General features: G+C 72.1%; 18 protein-coding genes. 8 read left to right on the top strand and 10 right to left on the bottom strand.

All coding sequences use genetic code 11. The annotated features are described in order from the left end of the window. Positions 1 to 72: 72 nt before the first annotated feature. Together glmU and QQX10_RS07800 are read left to right on the top strand one after the other, a co-directional pair. The gene (gene glmU, locus QQX10_RS07805) at positions 73 to 1,647 is read left to right on the top strand and encodes a bifunctional UDP-N-acetylglucosamine diphosphorylase/glucosamine-1-phosphate N-acetyltransferase GlmU (protein WP_301118811.1); all 1,575 of its coding nucleotides are present in this window, start codon (positions 73 to 75) and stop codon (positions 1,645 to 1,647) included. Beyond that, complete coding sequence (locus tag QQX10_RS07800; RefSeq protein ID WP_301118812.1) at positions 1,644 to 2,624, top strand: ribose-phosphate diphosphokinase; 981 nt, start codon at positions 1,644 to 1,646, stop codon at positions 2,622 to 2,624. Before glmU ends, QQX10_RS07800 begins: the two co-directional genes overlap by 4 nt. Before the next feature lie 71 nt (positions 2,625 to 2,695). Here the strand turns inward: QQX10_RS07800 and QQX10_RS07795 are convergent, their stop codons facing one another. Together QQX10_RS07795 and QQX10_RS07790 are read right to left on the bottom strand one after the other, a co-directional pair. Next, positions 2,696 to 3,394, bottom strand: a complete 699-nt coding sequence (locus QQX10_RS07795) for a phosphatase PAP2 family protein (RefSeq protein ID WP_301118813.1) — start codon at positions 3,392 to 3,394, stop codon at positions 2,696 to 2,698. After that, entirely contained in the window at positions 3,391 to 4,191 is an 801-nt protein-coding gene (locus QQX10_RS07790) for a DUF1206 domain-containing protein (protein ID WP_301118814.1), read from the bottom strand. Before QQX10_RS07790 ends, QQX10_RS07795 begins: the two co-directional genes overlap by 4 nt. 206 nt (positions 4,192 to 4,397) lie before the next feature. Here QQX10_RS07790 and QQX10_RS07785 point away from each other — a divergent pair, with 206 nt between their 5' ends. Both QQX10_RS07785 and pth read left to right on the top strand, forming a co-directional pair. Then, positions 4,398 to 5,006 carry a 50S ribosomal protein L25/general stress protein Ctc gene (locus QQX10_RS07785; RefSeq protein WP_301118815.1) on the top strand — a complete coding sequence of 203 codons (609 nt, stop codon included), beginning with the start codon at positions 4,398 to 4,400 and terminating at the stop codon, positions 5,004 to 5,006. Positions 5,007 to 5,094: 88 nt separating this feature from the next. Continuing rightward, entirely contained in the window at positions 5,095 to 5,667 is a 573-nt protein-coding gene (gene pth, locus QQX10_RS07780) for an aminoacyl-tRNA hydrolase (RefSeq protein ID WP_301118816.1), read from the top strand. Positions 5,668 to 5,689: 22 nt separating this feature from the next. Here the strand turns inward: pth and QQX10_RS07775 are convergent, their stop codons facing one another. Next, positions 5,690 to 6,310, bottom strand: a complete 621-nt coding sequence (locus tag QQX10_RS07775) for a hypothetical protein (protein ID WP_301118817.1) — start codon at positions 6,308 to 6,310, stop codon at positions 5,690 to 5,692. A gap of 162 nt (positions 6,311 to 6,472) precedes the next feature. Between QQX10_RS07775 and QQX10_RS07770 the strand changes: the two genes are divergently transcribed. Further along, on the top strand, positions 6,473 to 7,225 hold the full coding sequence (locus QQX10_RS07770; protein WP_301118818.1) for an HAD family hydrolase: 753 nt from the start codon (positions 6,473 to 6,475) through the stop codon (positions 7,223 to 7,225). Beyond that, on the top strand, positions 7,222 to 9,744 hold the full coding sequence (locus QQX10_RS07765) for a glycoside hydrolase family 65 protein (RefSeq protein WP_301118819.1): 2,523 nt from the start codon (positions 7,222 to 7,224) through the stop codon (positions 9,742 to 9,744). Before QQX10_RS07770 ends, QQX10_RS07765 begins: the two co-directional genes overlap by 4 nt. Before the next feature lie 203 nt (positions 9,745 to 9,947). On the opposite strand, the gene QQX10_RS07760 is transcribed toward QQX10_RS07765, so the two are convergent. Genes QQX10_RS07760 through QQX10_RS07735 form a run of 6 tightly spaced genes read right to left on the bottom strand, consistent with a single transcriptional unit; the run spans position 9,948 to position 15,713 of the window. Then, positions 9,948 to 10,688 carry an amino acid ABC transporter ATP-binding protein gene (locus QQX10_RS07760; RefSeq protein WP_301118820.1) on the bottom strand — a complete coding sequence of 247 codons (741 nt, stop codon included), beginning with the start codon at positions 10,686 to 10,688 and terminating at the stop codon, positions 9,948 to 9,950. Then, a complete protein-coding gene (locus tag QQX10_RS07755; protein ID WP_301118821.1) occupies positions 10,685 to 11,551 on the bottom strand; it encodes an amino acid ABC transporter permease in 867 nt (288 codons plus the stop codon). Before QQX10_RS07755 ends, QQX10_RS07760 begins: the two co-directional genes overlap by 4 nt. Positions 11,552 to 11,570: 19 nt before the next feature. Beyond that, the gene (locus tag QQX10_RS07750; RefSeq protein ID WP_301118822.1) at positions 11,571 to 12,440 is read right to left on the bottom strand and encodes an ABC transporter substrate-binding protein; all 870 of its coding nucleotides are present in this window, start codon (positions 12,438 to 12,440) and stop codon (positions 11,571 to 11,573) included. A 59-nt stretch (positions 12,441 to 12,499) separates the two neighbouring features. Continuing rightward, entirely contained in the window at positions 12,500 to 12,937 is a 438-nt protein-coding gene (locus tag QQX10_RS07745) for a cupin domain-containing protein (RefSeq protein ID WP_301118823.1), read from the bottom strand. Beyond that, positions 12,934 to 14,238, bottom strand: a complete 1,305-nt coding sequence (locus tag QQX10_RS07740) for an amidohydrolase family protein (protein WP_367281264.1) — start codon at positions 14,236 to 14,238, stop codon at positions 12,934 to 12,936. Before QQX10_RS07740 ends, QQX10_RS07745 begins: the two co-directional genes overlap by 4 nt. Next, the gene (locus tag QQX10_RS07735; RefSeq protein WP_301118824.1) at positions 14,235 to 15,713 is read right to left on the bottom strand and encodes an adenosylhomocysteinase; all 1,479 of its coding nucleotides are present in this window, start codon (positions 15,711 to 15,713) and stop codon (positions 14,235 to 14,237) included. Before QQX10_RS07735 ends, QQX10_RS07740 begins: the two co-directional genes overlap by 4 nt. Before the next feature lie 86 nt (positions 15,714 to 15,799). Between QQX10_RS07735 and QQX10_RS07730 the strand changes: the two genes are divergently transcribed. Further along, entirely contained in the window at positions 15,800 to 16,270 is a 471-nt protein-coding gene (locus tag QQX10_RS07730; protein WP_436968566.1) for an S-ribosylhomocysteine lyase, read from the top strand. Beyond that, on the top strand, positions 16,270 to 16,980 hold the full coding sequence (mtnN, locus tag QQX10_RS07725) for a 5'-methylthioadenosine/S-adenosylhomocysteine nucleosidase (protein WP_301118825.1): 711 nt from the start codon (positions 16,270 to 16,272) through the stop codon (positions 16,978 to 16,980). Before QQX10_RS07730 ends, mtnN begins: the two co-directional genes overlap by 1 nt. 15 nt (positions 16,981 to 16,995) lie before the next feature. On the opposite strand, the gene QQX10_RS07720 is transcribed toward mtnN, so the two are convergent. Further along, positions 16,996 to 18,420 (bottom strand): glycoside hydrolase family 30 protein, encoded by a 1,425-nt coding sequence (locus QQX10_RS07720; protein WP_301118826.1) that lies wholly within the window; start codon positions 18,418 to 18,420, stop codon positions 16,996 to 16,998. Positions 18,421 to 18,540: the final 120 nt, after the last annotated feature.

Genomic DNA, 18,540 nt, shown 5'->3' with positions numbered 1-18,540 from the left:
CGTCCGCGCTTCGTTAGACTGGGGCGAAACCAGCCACGTGCCCCCACCGGGGCCGCTTCGTGAGGGGATCAGGTGAGCCCGACTCCACCCGCAGCCGTGATGATCCTGGCCGCAGGTGCCGGGACCCGCATGCGTTCCACCACCCCCAAGGTCCTTCACCGCATCGCCGGTCGCACCCTGCTCCATCACGCGCTCGTCGCGGCGGCCGAGCTGGATCCGGGTCGCATCGCCGTCGTGGTGCGGCACGAGCGCGACGCGGTGGTGGCGCACATCGGCGCGGTCGCGCCGGGAGCCCTGATCGCGGATCAGGACGAGGTGCCGGGCACCGGCAGCGCGGTGCGCTGCGGCCTGTCGGTGCTCGACGCGACGGCCGTCGCGGCCGCGGTCGCCGCGGACGGTGCGGGGGAGCACCACCTCGACACCGAGGTCAGCGGCCCGGTCGTGGTCACCAGCGGCGACGTGCCGCTCGTGGACGGCGCGCTGCTCGGCGCGCTTGTCGAGGCGCACCACGACGGCGGGAACGCCGTCACGGTCCTCACCGCCGAGGTGCCCGACGCGGGGGGCTACGGCCGGATCGTCCGCGACTCCTCCGGCGCGGTGCTCCGGATCGTCGAGCACAAGGACGCCACCGACGCGGAGCGCGCGATCCGCGAGATCAACGCCGGCATCTACGTCTTCGACGCCGCGCACCTCCGCGACGCGCTCGCCCGCCTCACCGCCGACAACGCGCAGGGCGAGCTCTACCTGACCGACGTGCTTGCCCTCGCCCGCGAGGCCGGCGGTCGGGTCGGTGCCATGGTCGCCCCCGACGCGGCCGCCGTCGAGGGTGTCAACGACCGCGTCCAGCTCGCCGCGGCGGGCGCGAGCCTCAACCGGCGCATCGTCGAGGGATGGATGCGCGCCGGGGTGACCGTGGTCGACCCCGCGACCACGTGGATCGACGCGGACGCGTCGCTCAGCCAGGACGCCACCGTCCTGCCCGGCACCCAGCTCCAGGGCGTCACCCGCATCGGCGCCGGCGCGACCGTCGGACCCGACACGACCCTCACCGACGTCGAGGTCGGCGAGGGTGCGACCGTCACCCGGACGCATGGCTCCGACTCCCGCATCGGCGCCGGCGCGACCGTCGGCCCGTTCACCTTCCTCCGCCCGGGCACCGTGCTGGGGGAGAAGGGCAAGATCGGCGCCTACGTCGAGACCAAGAACGCCACCATCGGCGCGCACTCGAAGGTCCCGCACCTGTCCTACGTGGGCGACGCGACCGTGGGCGAGCACTCGAACGTCGGCGCCGGCACCATCTTCGTCAACTACGACGGCGTCTCGAAGTCCCGCTCCGACGTGGGCGACCACGTGCGCATCGGCTCCGACAACACCCTCATCGCCCCCGTCCACATCGGCGACGGCGCCTACACCGGCGCGGGCGCGATCATCCGACACGACGTGCCCGCAGGCGCGCTCGCCCTCAACTCGGTGCCGCAGCAGGTGGTCGAGGGCTGGGTCGAGCGCCGCCGCCCCGGCACGCCCTCTGCCGCGGCCGCACGGGCAGCGCAGGACGGAGCCACCCCCGGCGCACTATCGTCGGGGGCACAGGAGGAGCGCGCCGCCGCGGACGCGCAGATCACCGCACAGGACAAGGGAGAAGCATGAACGCGTTCATCTCGAACCCGGGCGAGCGCAGGCTGGTCCTCGCGGGCGGCCGGGCTCACCCGGAGCTCGCCGAGAAGGTCGCGGAGAGCCTCGGGATCGACCTGCTGCCCACCACCGCGTACACGTTCGCGAACGGCGAGCTGTACGTGCGCTTCGGCGAGTCGGTGCGCGGCGCGGACGCCTTCGTCCTGCAGTCGCACGCGGCGCCCATCAACGAGGCGATCATGGAGCACCTCATCATGGTCGACGCCATGAAGCGGGCCTCCGCGAAGCGCATCACGGTGATCATCCCGTCCTACGGCTACGCGCGGCAGGACAAGAAGCACAAGGGCCGCGAGCCGATCTCGGCCCGCCTCATGGCGGACCTGTTCAAGACCGCCGGCGCCGACCGCGTCATGTCGGTCGACCTGCACACCGCGCAGATCCAGGGTTTCTTCGACGGGCCGGTGGATCACCTGTGGGCCATGCCGATGCTCGCGGACTACGTGAAGAGCCGCGTCTCGCCCGGCAACCTCACCATCGTCTCGCCCGACGCGGGCCGCGTGCGCCTCGCCGACCAGTGGTCGGACCACCTGGGCGCGCCGCTCGCCATCATCCACAAGCGCCGCGACCCGTCGGTCCCGAACCAGGTCAAGGTCCACGAGCTGGTCGGTGAGGTCGAGGGCCGCACGTGTGTGCTGGTCGACGACATGATCGACACCGGCGGCACGATCGTCCAGGCCGCCGAGGCGCTGTTCGAGAACGGCGCCAAGGACGTGATCGTGGCCTCGACCCACGGCCTCCTGTCCGGCCCCGCAGTCGAGCGGCTGCAGAGCTCGGGCGTGTCCGAGGTGGTCATCACCGACACGCTGCCGATCTCGGACGACAAGCAGTTCCCCAAGCTCACCGTGCTCTCGATCGCGCCGCTGATCGCCCGCGCGGTCCGCGAGGTCTTCGACGACGGCTCGGTCACGTCGCTGTTCGACGGCAACGTCTGAGCCCTCCGCGACCACGCGCCGGGGCCCCCGCATCGTCACGATGCGGGGGCCCCGGCGCGTCGGTGCGATGCCTAGGCGGTCGCCGCGACCTCCTCGCGGGAGGCGACGCGCGCATCGTCCCGCAGCCACGTCCAGCCGATCAGGGCGCACGTGGTGCCGACCGCGAGGCCGGCGATCACGTCCGTCGGGTGGTGCATGCCGCGGTACACGCGCGACAGCGCGACGGCGACGGGGAACAGCGCGCACACGACGATCACGGTGACGCGCACCGCGCCGATCCTGATCCGGGTCGCCATCAGGGCGAAGGACACGTAGACGGCGGTCGACGCGCCGGTGTGGCCGCTCGGGAAGCTCGAGGTGGGCGGGGCGTGGTCCAGCTGGTCGACGTCGGGCCGCTCGCGCCCCACGACCAGCGAGCTCGTGAGGAACACGGCCGCCTCGACCCCGAGCGCGGTGGCGGGGACCACCGCGAACCACCACTGTCGCGACTGCCACCACACGATCGCGACCACCACCACGGTGGTCGCCATGATGACCTGGGTGTTCGCCATCTCCGAGACCACGGCGGAGATCGAGTCGAGCGCGGGGGTGCGGAGCTCGACGAAGGCCTGGCTGATCGCGTGCTCGTCGATCTGCACGACGTCGACCAGCAGGAAGCCGACGCCCACGATCGTGACCCAGAGGATCGCGGCGGGCAGCAGGACGCGCCGGAGGGCGGCCGCGCCGACCTCGGAGGGCGCGGGCGCGGTCGCCCGCGGTCCGGCGATCACGAGTGCATCCTCGCGTAGCGCGCACGGGCGAACGAGTACAGGCCGTACGCCGCGAAGCCGACGCCGATGAGGATCACGATCACCGGGCCGCCCGGCATGCCGAGCAGCGCCTCGATGCCGCCGTCGATCCCCTTGGCCTGGTCGGGGTCGGCCGTCATGGCCGCGATCACGAACAGCACGCCGACCGCGCCGAGCGCGATGCCCTTGGCGATGTAGCCGACCGTGCCGACGGTCTTCACGCCCGTGCCGAGCTCCTTGCCGGGCATCGGCTTGAGGTCGTCGAGGAACTTCTTCCGCGCGCCCTTGACCACGTGGTAGACGCCACCGCCGAGGATGCCGAGGCCGATCGCGCCCACGATGACGGGGCCGCCCGGCGCGCCCATGAGCGTGGCGGCGATGCCGCTCGCCTGCTGGTCCCCGTTCGAGTCGCCGCCGCCCATCGCGATCGACGCCGCGGAGACGGCCAGGGAGGCGTAGAGCAGGAACTTGCCGCCGGCCTTCGCCCGGTCCATCGCCTCGTCGTGGCCGCGGAGCGCGTCGAACAGCTGCCAGAGCGCGAGGGCGACGAACGCGAGGGCCGAGCCCCAGAGGATGACGGGGCCCGCCGGCGCGTCGCGGAGGCGCGACAGCGCGGAGGAGGAGTCGGCCTCGCCGCCCGAGCCGAGCCCGATGCGCACGATCACGTAGCCGAGGATGAGGTGGAGGAGCCCCGACACGAAGAAGCCTGCCCGTGCCGCGGTCTCCCAGATGTCGCCCGAGGTTCCGGCGCGGGCGCTGCTCGCCGATGCGGTATCCATGCCAGATCCAACTGCGGCCGCGCCGGAAGATATTCCGCGCCGCCTCGCCGCGGTGCCGGCGGAGTGGCGCTCGGGGCCGCGCGACAGGTATAGTTGTCCGGTTCCTCGGCGAGGCTGGGACTTCGACGTCTTGGCGTGATCGACGCGGCAGATGCGAGTCGCCCTGCCTTGCCCTGGCCCCCCATCTGACGCAAGAGGAGTACGCAATGTCCGACAAGCTCACGCTCGCCGCCGAGAAGCGCACCGAGTTCGGCAAGGGTGCCGCCCGTCGCGCCCGCGCCGCCCACAAGATCCCCGCCGTGATCTACGGCCACGGCTCGGACCCGGTGCACATCCTGCTCCCCGGCCACGACACGATGATGGCGCTCAAGCACTCGAACGCCCTCCTCACGATCGAGCTCGACGGCAGCTCCGAGACGGCGATCGCGAAGGACGTCCAGGTCGAGCCGGTCCGCCGCATCATCGAGCACGTCGACCTGCTGCTCGTGAAGAAGGGCGAGAAGATCACCGTGGACGTGCCCGTGCACGTCGTCGGCGAGTCCTTCGCCGGCACCATCCACGTGGTCGAGCACGCCACCGTGCAGATCCTCGCCGAGGCGACCCACCTGCCCGAGTCGCTCGAGGTCTCCATCGAGGGCCTCGAGGAGGGCGCCCGCGTGTACGCCCGCGACATCGAGCTCCCCAAGGGCTCGGAGCTCGTGACCGACGCCGACGCCGCCGTCGTCGTCATCTCGGTGCCCCGTGGCGCCGGCGCCGAGGAGGAGGAGGCCGAGGCCGCCGCCGCCGAGGCTCCCGCCGAGGCCGACGCGGAGTAGGTTCTCACCGATGTTCGCCCGGCTCGCCCGACTGTGGGCGGGCCGGGCGTCGTCGTCTCACCGCTCGACCCATGGAGAGGACGCGCACGTGACCAGCCTGGTGATCGGCCTGGGCAACCCCGGGCCCGAGTACGCCGAGACGCGCCACAACGTCGGCCAGATGGTGGTCGAGGAGCTCGCGCGCCGCGGCGCATCGTCCCTCTCCGTGTCGAAGAAGACCCATACCCGCACCGCGACGGTCCGCCTCGCGGGCGAGGCGGTCGTGATCGGCGTGCCGATGTCCTACATGAACGTCTCCGGCGGCCCCACCTCGTCGCTGGCGAAGTACCACTCGGTCGCCCCCACCGACGTGGTCGTGGTCCACGACGAGCTCGACATCCCGTTCGGCACCGTGAAGATCAAGCGCGGCGGCGGCTCCGGCGGCCACAACGGCCTCAAGGACGTCACCAAGGCGCTCGGCACCCCCGACTACGTGCGGGTGCGCGTCGGGATCGGCCGCCCGCCGGGTCGCATGGAGGCCGCCGCGTTCGTGCTCAAGCCGTTCTCCTCGGTCGAGCGCAAGGAGCTGCCGTTCCTGGTGGACGATGCGGCGGACGCCGTGGAGGCGATCCTCGCCTCCGGGCTCGAGGCGGCGCAGATGAGGTTCCACACCAAGGGCTGAGGCGCCTTCGTCGCCGTCGTCGCTAGTCGACGAGCGTGGCGCCCAGGTGCTCCGCGAGGTCCGGCCCCAGCTCCAGGGCCTGCTGGCGCGTGAGAGTGGCGCCGCCCAGGCCCACCGGGTCCAGGACCCGTCCGATCCGGGTGTGCGACAGGTCGAAGCCGTCGATGCGACCGCGGGACGGGATCAGCTCGTCGATCGAGCCGCCCTCGACGACCACCTCGCGCACGCGGGTCCCCGTGAGATCGAGCAGCCCGATCCGCGAGTCGACGATGTCCACGCGGCGGATCCGCGACTCGCGGATCGACAGGACGTCGATGCGCGACGACTCGATGCGGAAGACCGAGATGTCCGAGCCGTCCGCCCGGACCACGCCGATCCGCACCCCCTCGAATCGCCCGGAGAAGACGGAGCATCCCCCGATCTCGAACGCCGTGGCGGAGGATCCGATCATGCGGGTCCCGGTGGTCCGCAGCCCCGGGAGGCGCACCGTGCCCGCCGTGCAGTCGGAGATCAGGCACTCGTGGAGCGACATGTCGCGCGCCTCGACGTCCTCCATGATCGCGCCGTCGAGGTGGCGGCGCTCGAGGATCGCCTCGTCCCTCAGGTCCTCGGCCCCCATCGGCTCGAGCAGCGCGGTGTCCATGTCCCCACCATAGGACCAGCGGTGCGACCGCGGTCGACCGTCATCCGGCCTCGACACACCCACCGTGGCGCTGGCTAGTATCGAGGGGACGTGCCGCGCGCGCCGCCGATTCGACTGGGGGTGCGCGCGTTCCATTGAGAACCCGCTCGGAGGGAGACCCCTGTGACGTCCCTGCCCACCCCGTGGACCCTGCCCCAGGTCCCCGGCGCATCGTTCGGTGCGGCGCTGTTCGACCTCGACGGGGTGCTCACCCCGACCGCGGACGTCCACATGGATGCGTGGCGACGGATGTTCACGGACTACTTCGAGTCGCATGGCATCACCCCGGCCTACACGGACGACGACTACTTCCGGTACGTGGACGGCAAGCCGCGCTACGACGGCGTGCGGGCGTGCCTCGCGTCCCGCGGCGTCACGCTCCCCGACGGCACGCCGGACGACGCGCCTGGCACCGAGACGGTCTGCGGCATCGGCAACACCAAGAACGCGGAGTTCTCGCGGATCCTCGAGGAGGAGGGCGTGGACCCGTACCCCGGCTCCGTCGCGCTGCTCGACCACCTCGAGTCGATCGGCTGCGCCATGGCCGTGGTGTCGAGCTCCCGCAACGCGCCGGCGGTGCTGGCCGCCGCGGGGCTGGCGCACCGCTTCGAGCACGTGGTGAGCGGGCAGGTCGCCGCCGACCACGGCATCCCGGGCAAGCCCGCCCCCGACACGTACCTGTACGCCGCCGAGCTGCTGGGCGTGCCCAAGGAGGCGGCCGTGGTGGTCGAGGACGCGCTGTCGGGCGTGCAGGCGGGCCGTGCGGGCGACTTCGGGCTGGTGCTCGGGGTCGACCGCGGTGCGGGCGCCGAGGAGCTGCTGGACGGCGGGGCGGACGTCGTGGTGACGGACCTCGGAGAGGTGGTGCCCGGATGAAGGCGGCGCGGCGCTCGCTCGGGGACACCAGCGCGCCGGACTACGTCGACCGCCTGCGGTTCCCCGCCGACCCGTGGCGCCTGGTCGAGACGGAGTTCCGCAGCGACGACCTCGGGACGTCGGAGACGCTGTTCGCCGTCGGCAACGGCTACCTGGGCCTGCGCGGCAACATCGAGGAGGGTCACGACGCCCACGCGCACGGCACCTTCATCAACGGCTTCCACGAGACGTGGCGCATCCGCCACGCCGAGGAGGCGTACGGCTTCGCCCGGACCGGACAGACCATCGTCAACGTCCCCGACCCGAAGGTGATCCGGCTCTACGTCGACGACGAGCCGCTGCTCCTGTCCGTGGCCGACCTCCCCGAGTACTCGCGCACGCTGGACATGAAGACGGGCGTCCTGACGCGCGACCTGCTGTGGCGCACGCCCGCGGGCAACCGCGTCCGCGTGCGCTCGCGGCGCATGGTCTCGTTCGCGCAGCGGCACCTGGCGATCATGACGTTCGAGGTGACGCTGCTCGACAAGGAGGCGCCCGTCGCGGTCTCCTCGCAGCTGCTCAACCGGGAGTCCGGTGCGGACGAGTACCGCACCACCGAGGGCACCAAGGCGGGCTTCGACCCCCGCAAGTCGGACGCGCTCAACGAGCGCGTGCTCGAGCCCAAGCTCCACCTCGCGCACGACGAGCACATGCTGGTCGGCTACAAGTGCCGCAACTCGGGCATGGCGATCGCGGTGGCCATGGAGCACACCGTCGACTTCGACGGCGACGTCGAGCGCGACCGGCTGGTCGAGCCCGACTTCGCGAAGGAGGTGTTCCGGTTCCGTGCCGCGCCCGGCCGCACCTTCACGCTGACCAAGGTGGTGTCGTACCACACGTCCCGCATGGTGCCCGCGCGCGAGCTCGGCGACCGCTGCCACCGCACGCTTGAGCGCGTCCGCTCCGAGGGCGTCGACAAGCAGTTCGCCGACCAGGGTGCCTGGCTGACCGACTTCTGGCAGCGCTCCGACGTCGAGGTCGACGGCGACGACCGCGTCCAGCAGGCGATCCGCTGGAACCTGTTCCAGCTGGCGCAGGCGGCCGCGCGCGGCGACGGCCAGGGGGTCGCCGCCAAGGGCGTCACCGGCTCGGGCTACTCGGGCCACTACTTCTGGGACACCGAGATCTACGTGGTGCCCTTCTTCGTCTACACCTCGCCCGGCATCGCGCGGAACGCCCTGCGCTACCGCTACCGGATGCTCCCCAAGGCGACCGACCGCGCGGGCGAGCTGGCCCAGCACGGCGCGCTGTTCCCGTGGCGCACCATCAACGGCGAGGAGGCCTCGGCCTACTACGCGGCGGGCACCGCGCAGTATCACATCGACGCCGACATCTCCTTCGCGATCGACAAGTACGTGACCGCCACGGGGGACGACGAGTTCCTCGCGCGCGAGGGCATCGACATCCTGGTGCAGACGGCGCGCATGTGGGCGGACCTGGGGTTCTGGCGGTCCACCAAGTCCGAGGGGTCCTCGTTCCGCATCCACGGGGTGACCGGCCCCGACGAGTACACCACCGTGGTGAACGACAACCTGTACACGAACGTGATGGCGCGCTTCAACCTGCGCTGCGCCGCCGCGTCGGTCCGCAAGCTCGCGCGCATGTGGCCCGAGCAGCACGCCAAGATGGTCGCGCGGCTGGGGCTGGACGATGCCGAGGTCGCCGAATGGGACGCCGCCGCCGAGGCGATGGCGATCCTGTGGGACGAGGACCTGGGGATCCACCCGCAGGACGCCCTGTTCCACGAGCGCGAGCTGTGGGACCTCGAGAACACGCCGCCCGAGAAGCGCCCGCTGCTGCTGCACTTCCACCCGCTCGTGATCTACCGGTTCCAGGTCCTCAAGCAGGCGGACGTGGTGCTCGCGCTGTTCCTGCAGGGCGACGAGTTCACCGCCGAGGAGAAGAAGGCCGACTTCGACTACTACGACCCGATCACCACCGGCGACTCGACGCTCTCGGGCGTGGTGCAGTCGATCATGGCCTCCGAGGTCGGGTACCACGAGCTCGCGCTGCGCTACTTCTGGGACGGCCTGTTCGTCGACATCGCGGACCTGCACTCGAACACCGCGGACGGCGTGCACGTGGCGTCGGCCGGCGGCGTGTGGTCGGCGCTGGCGCACGGCTTCGGTGGGATGCGCGACTATGGGGGCCAGCTGTCCTTCGACCCGCGCCTCCCGGCCAGCTGGCCCGAGATGCGGTTCCGCGTCACCCAGCGCGGCACCCGGCTGCTCGTCACCGTGAAGCAGGAGTCCGTCGGGTTCACGGTCGAGGAGGGCCAGGGGCTGACCGTCGAGGTGCGCGGCGAGCGCGTGAGCGTGCTGCGGGGCGAGGAGGTCGTGGTGCCCCTCGCCGACCAGGGCCCGCGCATCTCGGGGGCACCCGACGCGGCCGCCTTCCACGGCACCATGCGAGCGGACGGCTCCGTGGTGACCGCGTCGCTGCCCGCGGTGGTGGAGTCGGAGCACGACGGCGACGAGTAGCCGCCGCCCTCACGGGGTCGGGACACTCAGTCCTCATGTCGCGCGCGGCAGCTCGCTGCCGGGACGCTGAGTCCTCATGGGGCGAGGTGCCCCCGATCCTGAGGTGAGCAGATGAGGACTCATTGTCCCGGGAGCGCGACGGGGGCTCAGGATTGAGGACTCACTGTCCCGGCACGATGCGGGGGCGGGGGCAGGGGGCAGGGTCAGCGGTGCGTGAGGCGCGCCAGGAACTCGCGGGTCTCGGGATGCTGCGGGTCCTCGAAGATCTGCTCCGGCGGGCCCACCTCGAGCGGGCGGCCGCCGTGCATGAAGACGATGCGGTCGGCCACCGAGCGGGCGAAGCTCATCTCGTGCGTCGCCATCAGCATGGTCGAGCCCTGCGCCTTGAGGTCGCGCACCAGGTCGAGCACCTCGCCGACCAGCATGGGGTCGAGCGCCGAGGTGATCTCGTCGAGCAGCAGGAGCTCCGGGTCCGTCATGATCGCGCGCACGATCGCGACGCGCTGCTGCTGGCCGCCCGAGAGCCGGTCGGGGTAGTCGTCGACCTTCTCCGCCAGCCCGAATGTCGACAGCAGCCCGACGGCCTTCTCGCGCGCGACGGACGCCTCGATCCCGTGGACCTTGCGCGCGGCCAGGGTGACGTTGTCGATCACCCGCATGTGCGGGAACAGGTTGAAGTGCTGGAACACCACGCCGATGCGCGCGCGCACCTTGTCGACGTCCACGTCGGGTGCCGTGATGTCGTCACCCGAGAGCAGGATGCGGCCGTCGTCGACCCGCTCGATCAGGTTGATGGTCCGCATCAGGGTGGACTTGCCGGATCCGGAGGCGCCGATCACCACGACCACCTCGTGCGATGCGACCGTGAGGTCGACGCCGCGGAGCACGTGGTTGTCACCGAAGAGCTTGTGGACGCCGTGCAGCTCGAGGACGGAGGCGCTCATACGGTCCCTCCCTGCTGCTCGCGCCGCGCCATCCGTGCCGACACGGTGTCGGTCAGGCGGATCATCGGGAAGCTCATCGCGACGAACAGCAGTCCCGCCACCACGTAGGGGGTGAAGTTGTACGTCTGCGCGGTGACGATCTGCGCGGCACGCACCGCGTCGACGGCGCCCAGCACGGAGATCAGGCCCACGTCCTTCTGCATCGACACGAAGTCGTTCATCAGCGCCGGCACGACCTTGCGCAGGGCCTGCGGGATCACCACCATGCGCAGCGTCTTCGCGTGCGACAGCCCCAGGGAGCGCGCGGCGATGCGCTGCGACGGGTGGACCGCCTCCATGCCGGCACGCAGCACCTCGGCGACGTACGCCGAGTAGCACAGCGAGATGCCGACGGTGCCGAGCACCGCGATGGGGATGCGGGTCTCGGGGTTGAGCGCGGGGACGCCGAAGCCCACCAGGTACAGCACGATCAGCACCGGCAGCCCGCGGAACAGGTCCGTGTAGCCCGTCGCGATCGCGCGCAGCGGGAACCACACGGGCCCCCGCAGCGAGCGCATGACCGCGAGCAGCGTCGCCACCACGGCGACGGCGATGGTCGCGAAGAACAGCACTCGGATGTTGAGCCACAGCCCCTCGAGGATCTTCGGGAACGAGTCGGCCGCGATCTCGAGGTTGAAGAACATCTGGCGGACGCCGTCCCACCCGGGGGACGTCACCACCAGCCAGCCCCCGACCCCGGCGAACGCCAGCGTCGAGACCAGTGCGATGAGGACCGAGCGGCGGGAGGCCCGCCGGCGGTGGAGCCGGCGATCCAGCTCCAGCGCGCTCGGGGAGAAGGCCTCCACGGCCGCCCGGTCCGTCATCGTCGATCTGCCTCAGGTGTTACTTGAGGACCGGGACGTCGACCGCGTCCGACAGCCACTCGGCCTCGATCGAGGCGAGCGTGCCGTCCTCGCGGAGCGCGTCCACGGCGGCGGTGACGGGCTCGGTCAGCGCGGAGCCCTTGGGGAGCACGAAGCCGAACTCGTCGCCGCCGGTGGCGTCCTCGAACTGACCGAGGATGACGCCGCCGTCGAGCTCGACCGCGGCGAGGTAGAACGCCGACGGCAGGTCGATCACGAACGCGTCGATCTGGCCCGAGTTGAGCGCGAGGACCGTGTCCTCCGAGGAGTTGAACACGGAGAGGTTGTCCTCGCCGAGCACCTCGGCGGCGATGGTGTACGAGGTGGTGCCCGACGGCACGCCCACGGCGAGCCCGGCGAGGGCCTCGACCGTGGTGGCGTCGGCGGCGGCCGAACCCTCGACCGTCACGACGGCCTGCGTGGTCGTGTAGTACGGCGACGAGAAGTCGACGGCGGCCTTGCGCTCCTCGGTGATCGAGAACTGCTGGATGTTGAGGTCCCAGTCCTTGGCGCCGGGGGCGATGGCCGAGTCGAAGCTCGAGCGGACCCACACCACGTCGTCGGCGGCGAAGCCGAGCTCCTCGGCGACGGCGTAGGCCACGGCGGCCTCGAAGCCCTCGCCCGAGGCCGGGTCGTCGTTCACGACCCACGGCTCGTAGGCGGGCTCGCCGGTCGCAATGGTGAGCTTGCCCTCGGTGAGGGTCTCGAGCTCGACGGCGGACGATGCGGTGGGCTCGGGGGTGCTCGACGCCGAGCTCTCGGAGTCCGAGGAGGTCGAGGAGCAGCCCGCCATGATCAGCGCGGACAGGGAGGCGGTCGCGATGAGGGCGGCACGGGCGCGGGTGGTCATGGGTGCTCCTTGCAGAGTTGCGGGGTGGGAGTGGCGCGCCGTCGTCGGCTGCGCGGCGCCTAGTCTACCGGCGGCGCCAGCCGCCAGTCCGCGAAGGAGAACCCGGGCGACACCATGCAGCTGACCAGGCATTCCGCATCGTCCAGGAGGCGCGCGGCCTGCCACGTCCCGGCAGGGACGATGCCCTGGGCCGCCTCGTCGTCGAGCGGCGCCGGCCCGAGCACGATCCGGGTGGCCTCCTCGTCGGGCTCAGCGCCCCGGCCGCCGAGCGACAGCTCCAGACGGCCGGGCCCGTGCCACAGCCAGATCTCGTCCGAGCTGACCACGTGCCACGCGGAGTGCTCGCCGGGAGCGAGCAGGTAGTGGATCAGCGTCGCCGCGGGGCGCTCGCCGCCCGCGGTCGCGACCGGGATCTCGGACGTGTAGGTGCGGCGGAACCAGCCGCCCTCGGGGTGCGGCTCGAGGTGCAGCGCGGCGGCGGTCTCGGGGACGGTCATGTGAGCGACGCTCCGGTCTGGGAGGTGAACGATGCGGTGGCGTGGCGCAGCCGGCCCGCGACGACGGTGGCGACGGCGTGGCCGTCGCCTGCGCGGGCCAGGTCGTCGATCGACGTCGCGAGGTCGCCCACGGGGACGTCGAGGAACGCGAGGTCGGCGCGGGCGCCGACCGCGAGGTAGCCGGTGCGGTCCGGACCCATGTGCAGGCCCATCGCGCGAGAGCCGCCGTGGGTGGCGGCGGCGAGCAGCCGCTCCGCGAGGTCGGGGCGGTCGTAGCCCTGCCGGCGGGCCATCGCGTACAGCGCCGCCACGTCGCCCATCAGGTCCAGGCTCGGCGCCGACGACAGCGAGTCCGTGCCTACGGAGATCGGACTGCCCTCGGTGAGGTAGGCGGCGACCGGGGGCTCGTCGAGGCCGATCACCTCGTTGGAGCGCGGGCACAGCGCGACGGAGGTGCCGCGCGCCCGGAGGATCGCGCGGTCCTTCGCGGAGAGGTAGACGCCGTGCGCGATGTGGCAGTCGGGACCCAGCACGCCGAGGTGGTCGACGTAGTCCGTCGCCGAGGTGCCGTAGCCGGCCGACCGCAGCTCGGACAGCGAGCCCAGTCCCTTGCGCTGCCACGGCTCGGCCACCGTGTGGGAGAACTCCCGCTCGATGGCGGACTCGCCCAGGTGGATGTGGATGCGGCTGCCGCGCTCGCGGACGATGTCGGGGATGTCGAGCAGCGGCACGATCTCGAGGGAGTACGGCGCGTGGGGGCTGAGCCCGGTGCCCGGGGGAGTGGGAAGCGCGTCGAGCGCCGCCTCGACCTGGGCCCGACCGCGCTCGCGCCACGCGGCGTTGGTCCAGTCCATCACCTCCCAGTAGGTGATGCCGTGCAGCCCGGCATCGGCGAGCGCGTACATCGCCTCGAGGTCGGTGACCACGTCCGCGACGGCGGTGGTGCCCGCCTCGAGCGCCATGCGGGCACCGGCGGCCGCGGCGGCGCGCCAGTCCTGCCCGCGCTCGTAGACCGGGTTGAACGCCAGCGCCCAGTCCTCGAAGCCGGTGTAGCGACCCTGACCCACCGACGCCATGCCCGTGTACTGCAGGTGGGTGTGGGCGTTGATGAGCCCCGGCATGAGCACGCCGTCCCAGCGATGCTCCGTGAACTCGTGCCCGCTCTCGCGCAGGGCCTCGACCACCCAGGCACGCTCGCCGACGTGGACGATCCGCCGTCCGCGCACCGCGATCGCGCCGTCGAGGACGGGCGGTGCGGTCATGGGCAGCACCAGGGCGGCGCTGAAGACGATCGTGGTCACGCGCGGTCCTCCCGGTAGCGCGGGGAGTGCCAGTCGGACGAGGCCGCGGCGGACGATGCGGGGCGCGCGTCGAGCGCGACGCCGCGCACGCGGGCGGCGGTGGCGGCGACGTGCGCCACCGCCGCGTCGCTCACGGCGTGGACGCCGGGGCCGGGCCGGGTCTCGACGAGCTCCCGGATGGCGGCGAGCTGCGTGGCGAAGGACAGGTCCATGATCTCGATCGGGTTGCCCTCGGCCGCGGTGACGTTGATGCAGCCGCCGCGGTCCAGGACGAGCGTGCCGCGCTCGACGTCGACGTCGAGGTGGTCCACGGTGCGCCCGGCCACCTCGACCGGCTCGAGCGCGGCGAGGTCGAGGTCCACCTCGCCGGGCACGCCGCCCGCGACCGCGACGATGCTCGCGAGCTCCAGCAGCTCGCGGGTCACCGTGCCGGGGGCGCCGGTGCAGGAGATGACGAGAGCGCCCGGCGCGTGGTCCTCGGCGCGACCCACCGGGTAGCCGTCGTGCGCGGCGAGCAGCGCGCGCACGGGGTCGATCTCCGCGACGGCGACCTCGGCGCCCAGCGCGCGCAGGTGCGCGGCGACCCCGACTCCCACCGGGCCGTAGCCGATCACCAGGACGGGCAGGTCGCGGACGGTCGCGTCGACGTGCTCGATGAGGTCCGCGATCGCGAGCACGCAGCTCTGCCCGGTGCCGTAGCGGTTGTCGAAGCCGGTCTTGGTCGCCGCATCGTTCACCGCGACCACCGGGGTGCGCAGCGCCCCCTGCGTCGCCATCGCGCGCAGCGGCGTGAGGCCCGAGGTGGTCTCCTCGGTGACTCCGATCCACGACTCGACGAGCTCCGGTGCCGCCTCGTGGGCGAGCCTCACGAGGTGGGAGCCGTCGTCGACCACCACGTCGAAGCCGCGGCGCAGCCAGGCGAGGGCGGCCGCACGCTCGGCCTCGCCGGAGAGGGTCGCGTCGGCGTCGACGGGCACGCCGCGCGCGCGCAGGGCGGCCGCGACCGCGGGATCGGTCTCGTCGGGGTGGGCGTACACGGCGACCTCGGCGCCCGCGGCCTGCAGCAGCAGCGCCAGGTTCGCGGTCTTGGGCTCGAGGGTCATCGCGACGCCGACCCGCAGGCCGCGGACGGTGCCCGCCGCGCCGATCTCCTCCGCGAGCGCCGTCGAGACCGGCATGTGCGCGGCGGCGAAGTCGAGCCGTCCGCCCGCGTCACCCCGGCTCGCGAGCGGCGCGCCGCCCAGGGACAGCGCCGCATCGTCGCCCCGCACGTCGATGTCGAGGACGTCCGCGCTCGTCGCCTCGTCCTCCACCAGACGCGCGCCCAGCGCGCGGGCCATGCCCGCGACGGCGAGCGCGACGGCGGTGTCCTCGGCCTCGGCGCTCACGCGCACGGGGCGCCCTGAGATGAGCAGATTGGTCTCGCGGGCGAAGCGACGGAGGATCCGCTCGGCGGTCGCATGCGGGTCGGTCATGGGGTCCAAGTCTAGGAGCGCCGGTGGGCTCCGAGCGCGGGCGGGGATTACGCTGGTCAGGCCGTCCCAGAGCCGAAGGATCCACCGTGACCGAGCCACGCAAGATGAACGTCGAGTCGTTCAACCTGGACCACACCGCCGTGGCCGCGCCGTTCATCCGGCTGGCTGACCGCAAGGAGCTGCCTCACGGCGACGTGCTCACCAAGTTCGACGTGCGCTTCACGCAGCCGAACGTCGGCCATCTCGAGATGCCCGCGGTCCATTCGATCGAGCACTCGTTCGCCGAGTGCGTGCGCGACCACAGCGCGCAGGTCATCGACTTCGGTCCGATGGGCTGCCAGACCGGCTTCTACCTGATCATGTCGGGGGACCACGCGCCCGAGGAGATCAAGGACCTGGTGCTCGCCACCATGGCCTCGATGCTCGACCTCGAGGAGGTCCCCGCCGCGAACGAGGTGCAGTGCGGGTGGGGGGCGCACCACTCGCTCGACGCGATGCGCGCGGCGGTGACGGAGTTCACGGCGCACGCCGACGAGCTCCTCACGGTGATGCGCTGATGGCCGCCTCCATCCCCGCCGTGCTGGTCGCGATGCCGGAGGAGGCCCAGGGATTCCTCGACCTCTCCGACCACCACGAGGGTCTCAACTCGCCGGACGACGCCTGGCTCGTGACGTCCGGCGACGTCACCTACCTGCTGGTGGTGACGCGCATCGGCATGGTCGCGGCCGCCCGCGCCGCGACCCTGGCCGCGCATGGGGTGATCGGCGGGATCACGCCCACGCTGATCGTCTCCGCCGGCACCTGCGGCGGCATCCCCGGTCACGTGCAGGTGGGCGACCTGGTGGCGCCGTGCTGCTCGCTCGACTGGTCCGCCGACTCGACGTCGATCGGCTACGAGTACGGCCAGGTCCCCGGCCACGCCGAGTTCCACGAGTCGGACGACGCGCTGGTCGACCTCGCGGTCGCGATGGGCGCGAAGAAGGGCTACCTCGCCTCCGCGAACGCCTTCGCGGTCGCGGAGACGGTCGACCTGATCCGCGAGCGCTTCCCCAAGGTGATCGCGACGGACATGGAGTCCGCCGCGGTCTCGCAGGTCGCCGCCGCGTCCGGCATCCCGTTCCTGTCCCTCCGCTGCGTGTCGGACATGTGCCAGGGCGACGGGGGAGTCGAGTTCGACGAGCACCTGGACGATGCCGCGGCCCGGTCCGCGCGCGCGACGCTCGACCTGCTGGCGAGGGTCGCGGCGGAGGAGCCCGTCGCGGGCTGACGGACCGGGCGATCCTCAGGCCGCGGCGTCCGGGGCGGGCAGCACGAACGTGCTGAGCGAGTCGGCCGGCAGCACCACCCGCATGACCTCCTGGTCGACGGAGACCACGTACGGCATCGGGTCCGCCATGTCGTTCTGCACCACGATCACGGTGGTGCCGTCGGGGTTGCGGAACGCGAGCTGGTTCTCGTACCCGGACCAGCTGAAGGCCTCGAGACGGACGGCGCCGGGCTGGACGAAGCCGCTGACGTGGCGCAAGACCGCGTACTCGTAGGTGAAGCGGTGGCCGCCGGTCCCGGGGTCGACCACGACGAGCGAGTTCTGGGCCCAGCCCCAGCGGCTCACCCCGCCCTCGTCGAGGGCGATGTTCCAGTAGCAGTAGCCGGACGTGCCGTTCGTGAGGAAGTGGCGCATCAGGGACCAGGCGTGGCGGGCGAAGCGCCAGTCGTTGCGGCCGTCCCCGCACTCCTGCTCCGTCTGGTAGAGCGCGAGGTCGGGGCGCGCGGTGCGGACGTCGGCGATCGCCCGCTTGCCGGCCCACTGGAAGCCCGCGCCCGACACCCAGCGGGCGACCTCGGGGTCGGCGAGGGTGTCGAGCACCAGGCGGGCGTCGGGACGCTCGGTGGTGCCGAGGAAGACCTCCACCCCGAGCGCGGCCATCCGCGGCCCCAGCACCCGCAGGAACGCGGCGAGGCCCTCGGGCGTCCAGGTGCAGGAGGGGAACACCTGAGGGGAGTTGTACTCGTTCTGCGGCATCACCATGAACACGTCGATGCCGCGGGCGCGGTACTCCTCGATGAAGCGGCCGAAGTAGCGGGCGTACGTGTCCAGGTGCGCCTCGTCGAGGAGCGCCATGTCGGTGCCCTCCCGCCCGACCTGGTCGGGACGGATGCCGTTCTCGACACCCGACGCGGGGAACGGCTCCGCGGCCGCGTAGTGGCCGTTGGCCTTGAGCCACGTCGGGGGGCTCCACGGCGATGCCCACACGCGCAGGTCGGGCTGCCGCTCCTTCGCCGCATGGATGAAGGGGATCAGGGTCGCCTCGTCGTGCTCGACGCTGAAGTGCTCGAGCGCGTGGTCGCCGGCGACCTCGTCGTACGAGTACCAGTCGAGCGAGAAGTCGTTGGCGCCCAGCGGCATCCGGCACAGCGTGAGGTTGAGGCCGGCGCCCGGGAGGAAGATCGCGTCGAGCACGGCCTCGCGGTCGGGCTCGGGCAGGCGCTGGAGCGCGCGCCAGCCGAGCTCGTTGAAGCAGGCGCCGAAGCCGTCGACGCGCTGCCGCTGCTCCGAGCTGCGGATCATGACGGAGGGGAAGTCCTCCATCGCGCGCACCTCGAGCGCGTCGAGCGCGGCGGGCGCCTGCGTCGACCAGACGTCGGACTGCGTGGTGATGGTCCAGGACGCGGTCCTGTCGGCGGTGGTGATCGGGGTGGCGCTCATCGGGGTGCTCCTGAGGGTGATGGCCGCGGGGCTCGGCCGTGCGCTCGCGCGTTGGGGGAAAGTTTCGATCAAATGAAGACTTCTGCCAGGGTGGCCGGATGTCTAAGGTGGAGGCAAGCG

This window comes from Demequina lignilytica, from assembly GCF_030418305.1.
Taxonomy (GTDB): Bacteria; Actinomycetota; Actinomycetes; order Actinomycetales; family Demequinaceae; genus Demequina; species Demequina lignilytica.
Note: the sequence above shows the minus strand (reverse complement) of the source record. Positions and strands in the feature narration are given on the sequence as shown.

Excerpts from the sequence above, each read along its gene's own strand:
- QQX10_RS07800 (WP_301118812.1), top strand. The coding sequence starts at position 1,644 with ATGAACGCGTTCATCTCGAACCCGGGCGAGCGCAGGCTGGTCCTCGCG.
- QQX10_RS07790 (WP_301118814.1), bottom strand. The coding sequence starts at position 4,191 with ATGGATACCGCATCGGCGAGCAGCGCCCGCGCCGGAACCTCGGGCGAC.
- QQX10_RS07785 (WP_301118815.1), top strand. The coding sequence starts at position 4,398 with ATGTCCGACAAGCTCACGCTCGCCGCCGAGAAGCGCACCGAGTTCGGC.
- QQX10_RS07775 (WP_301118817.1), bottom strand. The coding sequence starts at position 6,310 with ATGGACACCGCGCTGCTCGAGCCGATGGGGGCCGAGGACCTGAGGGAC.
- QQX10_RS07765 (WP_301118819.1), top strand. The coding sequence starts at position 7,222 with ATGAAGGCGGCGCGGCGCTCGCTCGGGGACACCAGCGCGCCGGACTAC.
- QQX10_RS07760 (WP_301118820.1), bottom strand. The coding sequence starts at position 10,688 with ATGAGCGCCTCCGTCCTCGAGCTGCACGGCGTCCACAAGCTCTTCGGT.
- QQX10_RS07755 (WP_301118821.1), bottom strand. The coding sequence starts at position 11,551 with ATGACGGACCGGGCGGCCGTGGAGGCCTTCTCCCCGAGCGCGCTGGAG.
- QQX10_RS07750 (WP_301118822.1), bottom strand. The coding sequence starts at position 12,440 with ATGACCACCCGCGCCCGTGCCGCCCTCATCGCGACCGCCTCCCTGTCC.
- QQX10_RS07745 (WP_301118823.1), bottom strand. The coding sequence starts at position 12,937 with ATGACCGTCCCCGAGACCGCCGCCGCGCTGCACCTCGAGCCGCACCCC.
- QQX10_RS07735 (WP_301118824.1), bottom strand. The coding sequence starts at position 15,713 with ATGACCGACCCGCATGCGACCGCCGAGCGGATCCTCCGTCGCTTCGCC.
- mtnN (WP_301118825.1), top strand. The coding sequence starts at position 16,270 with ATGGCCGCCTCCATCCCCGCCGTGCTGGTCGCGATGCCGGAGGAGGCC.
- QQX10_RS07720 (WP_301118826.1), bottom strand. The coding sequence starts at position 18,420 with ATGAGCGCCACCCCGATCACCACCGCCGACAGGACCGCGTCCTGGACC.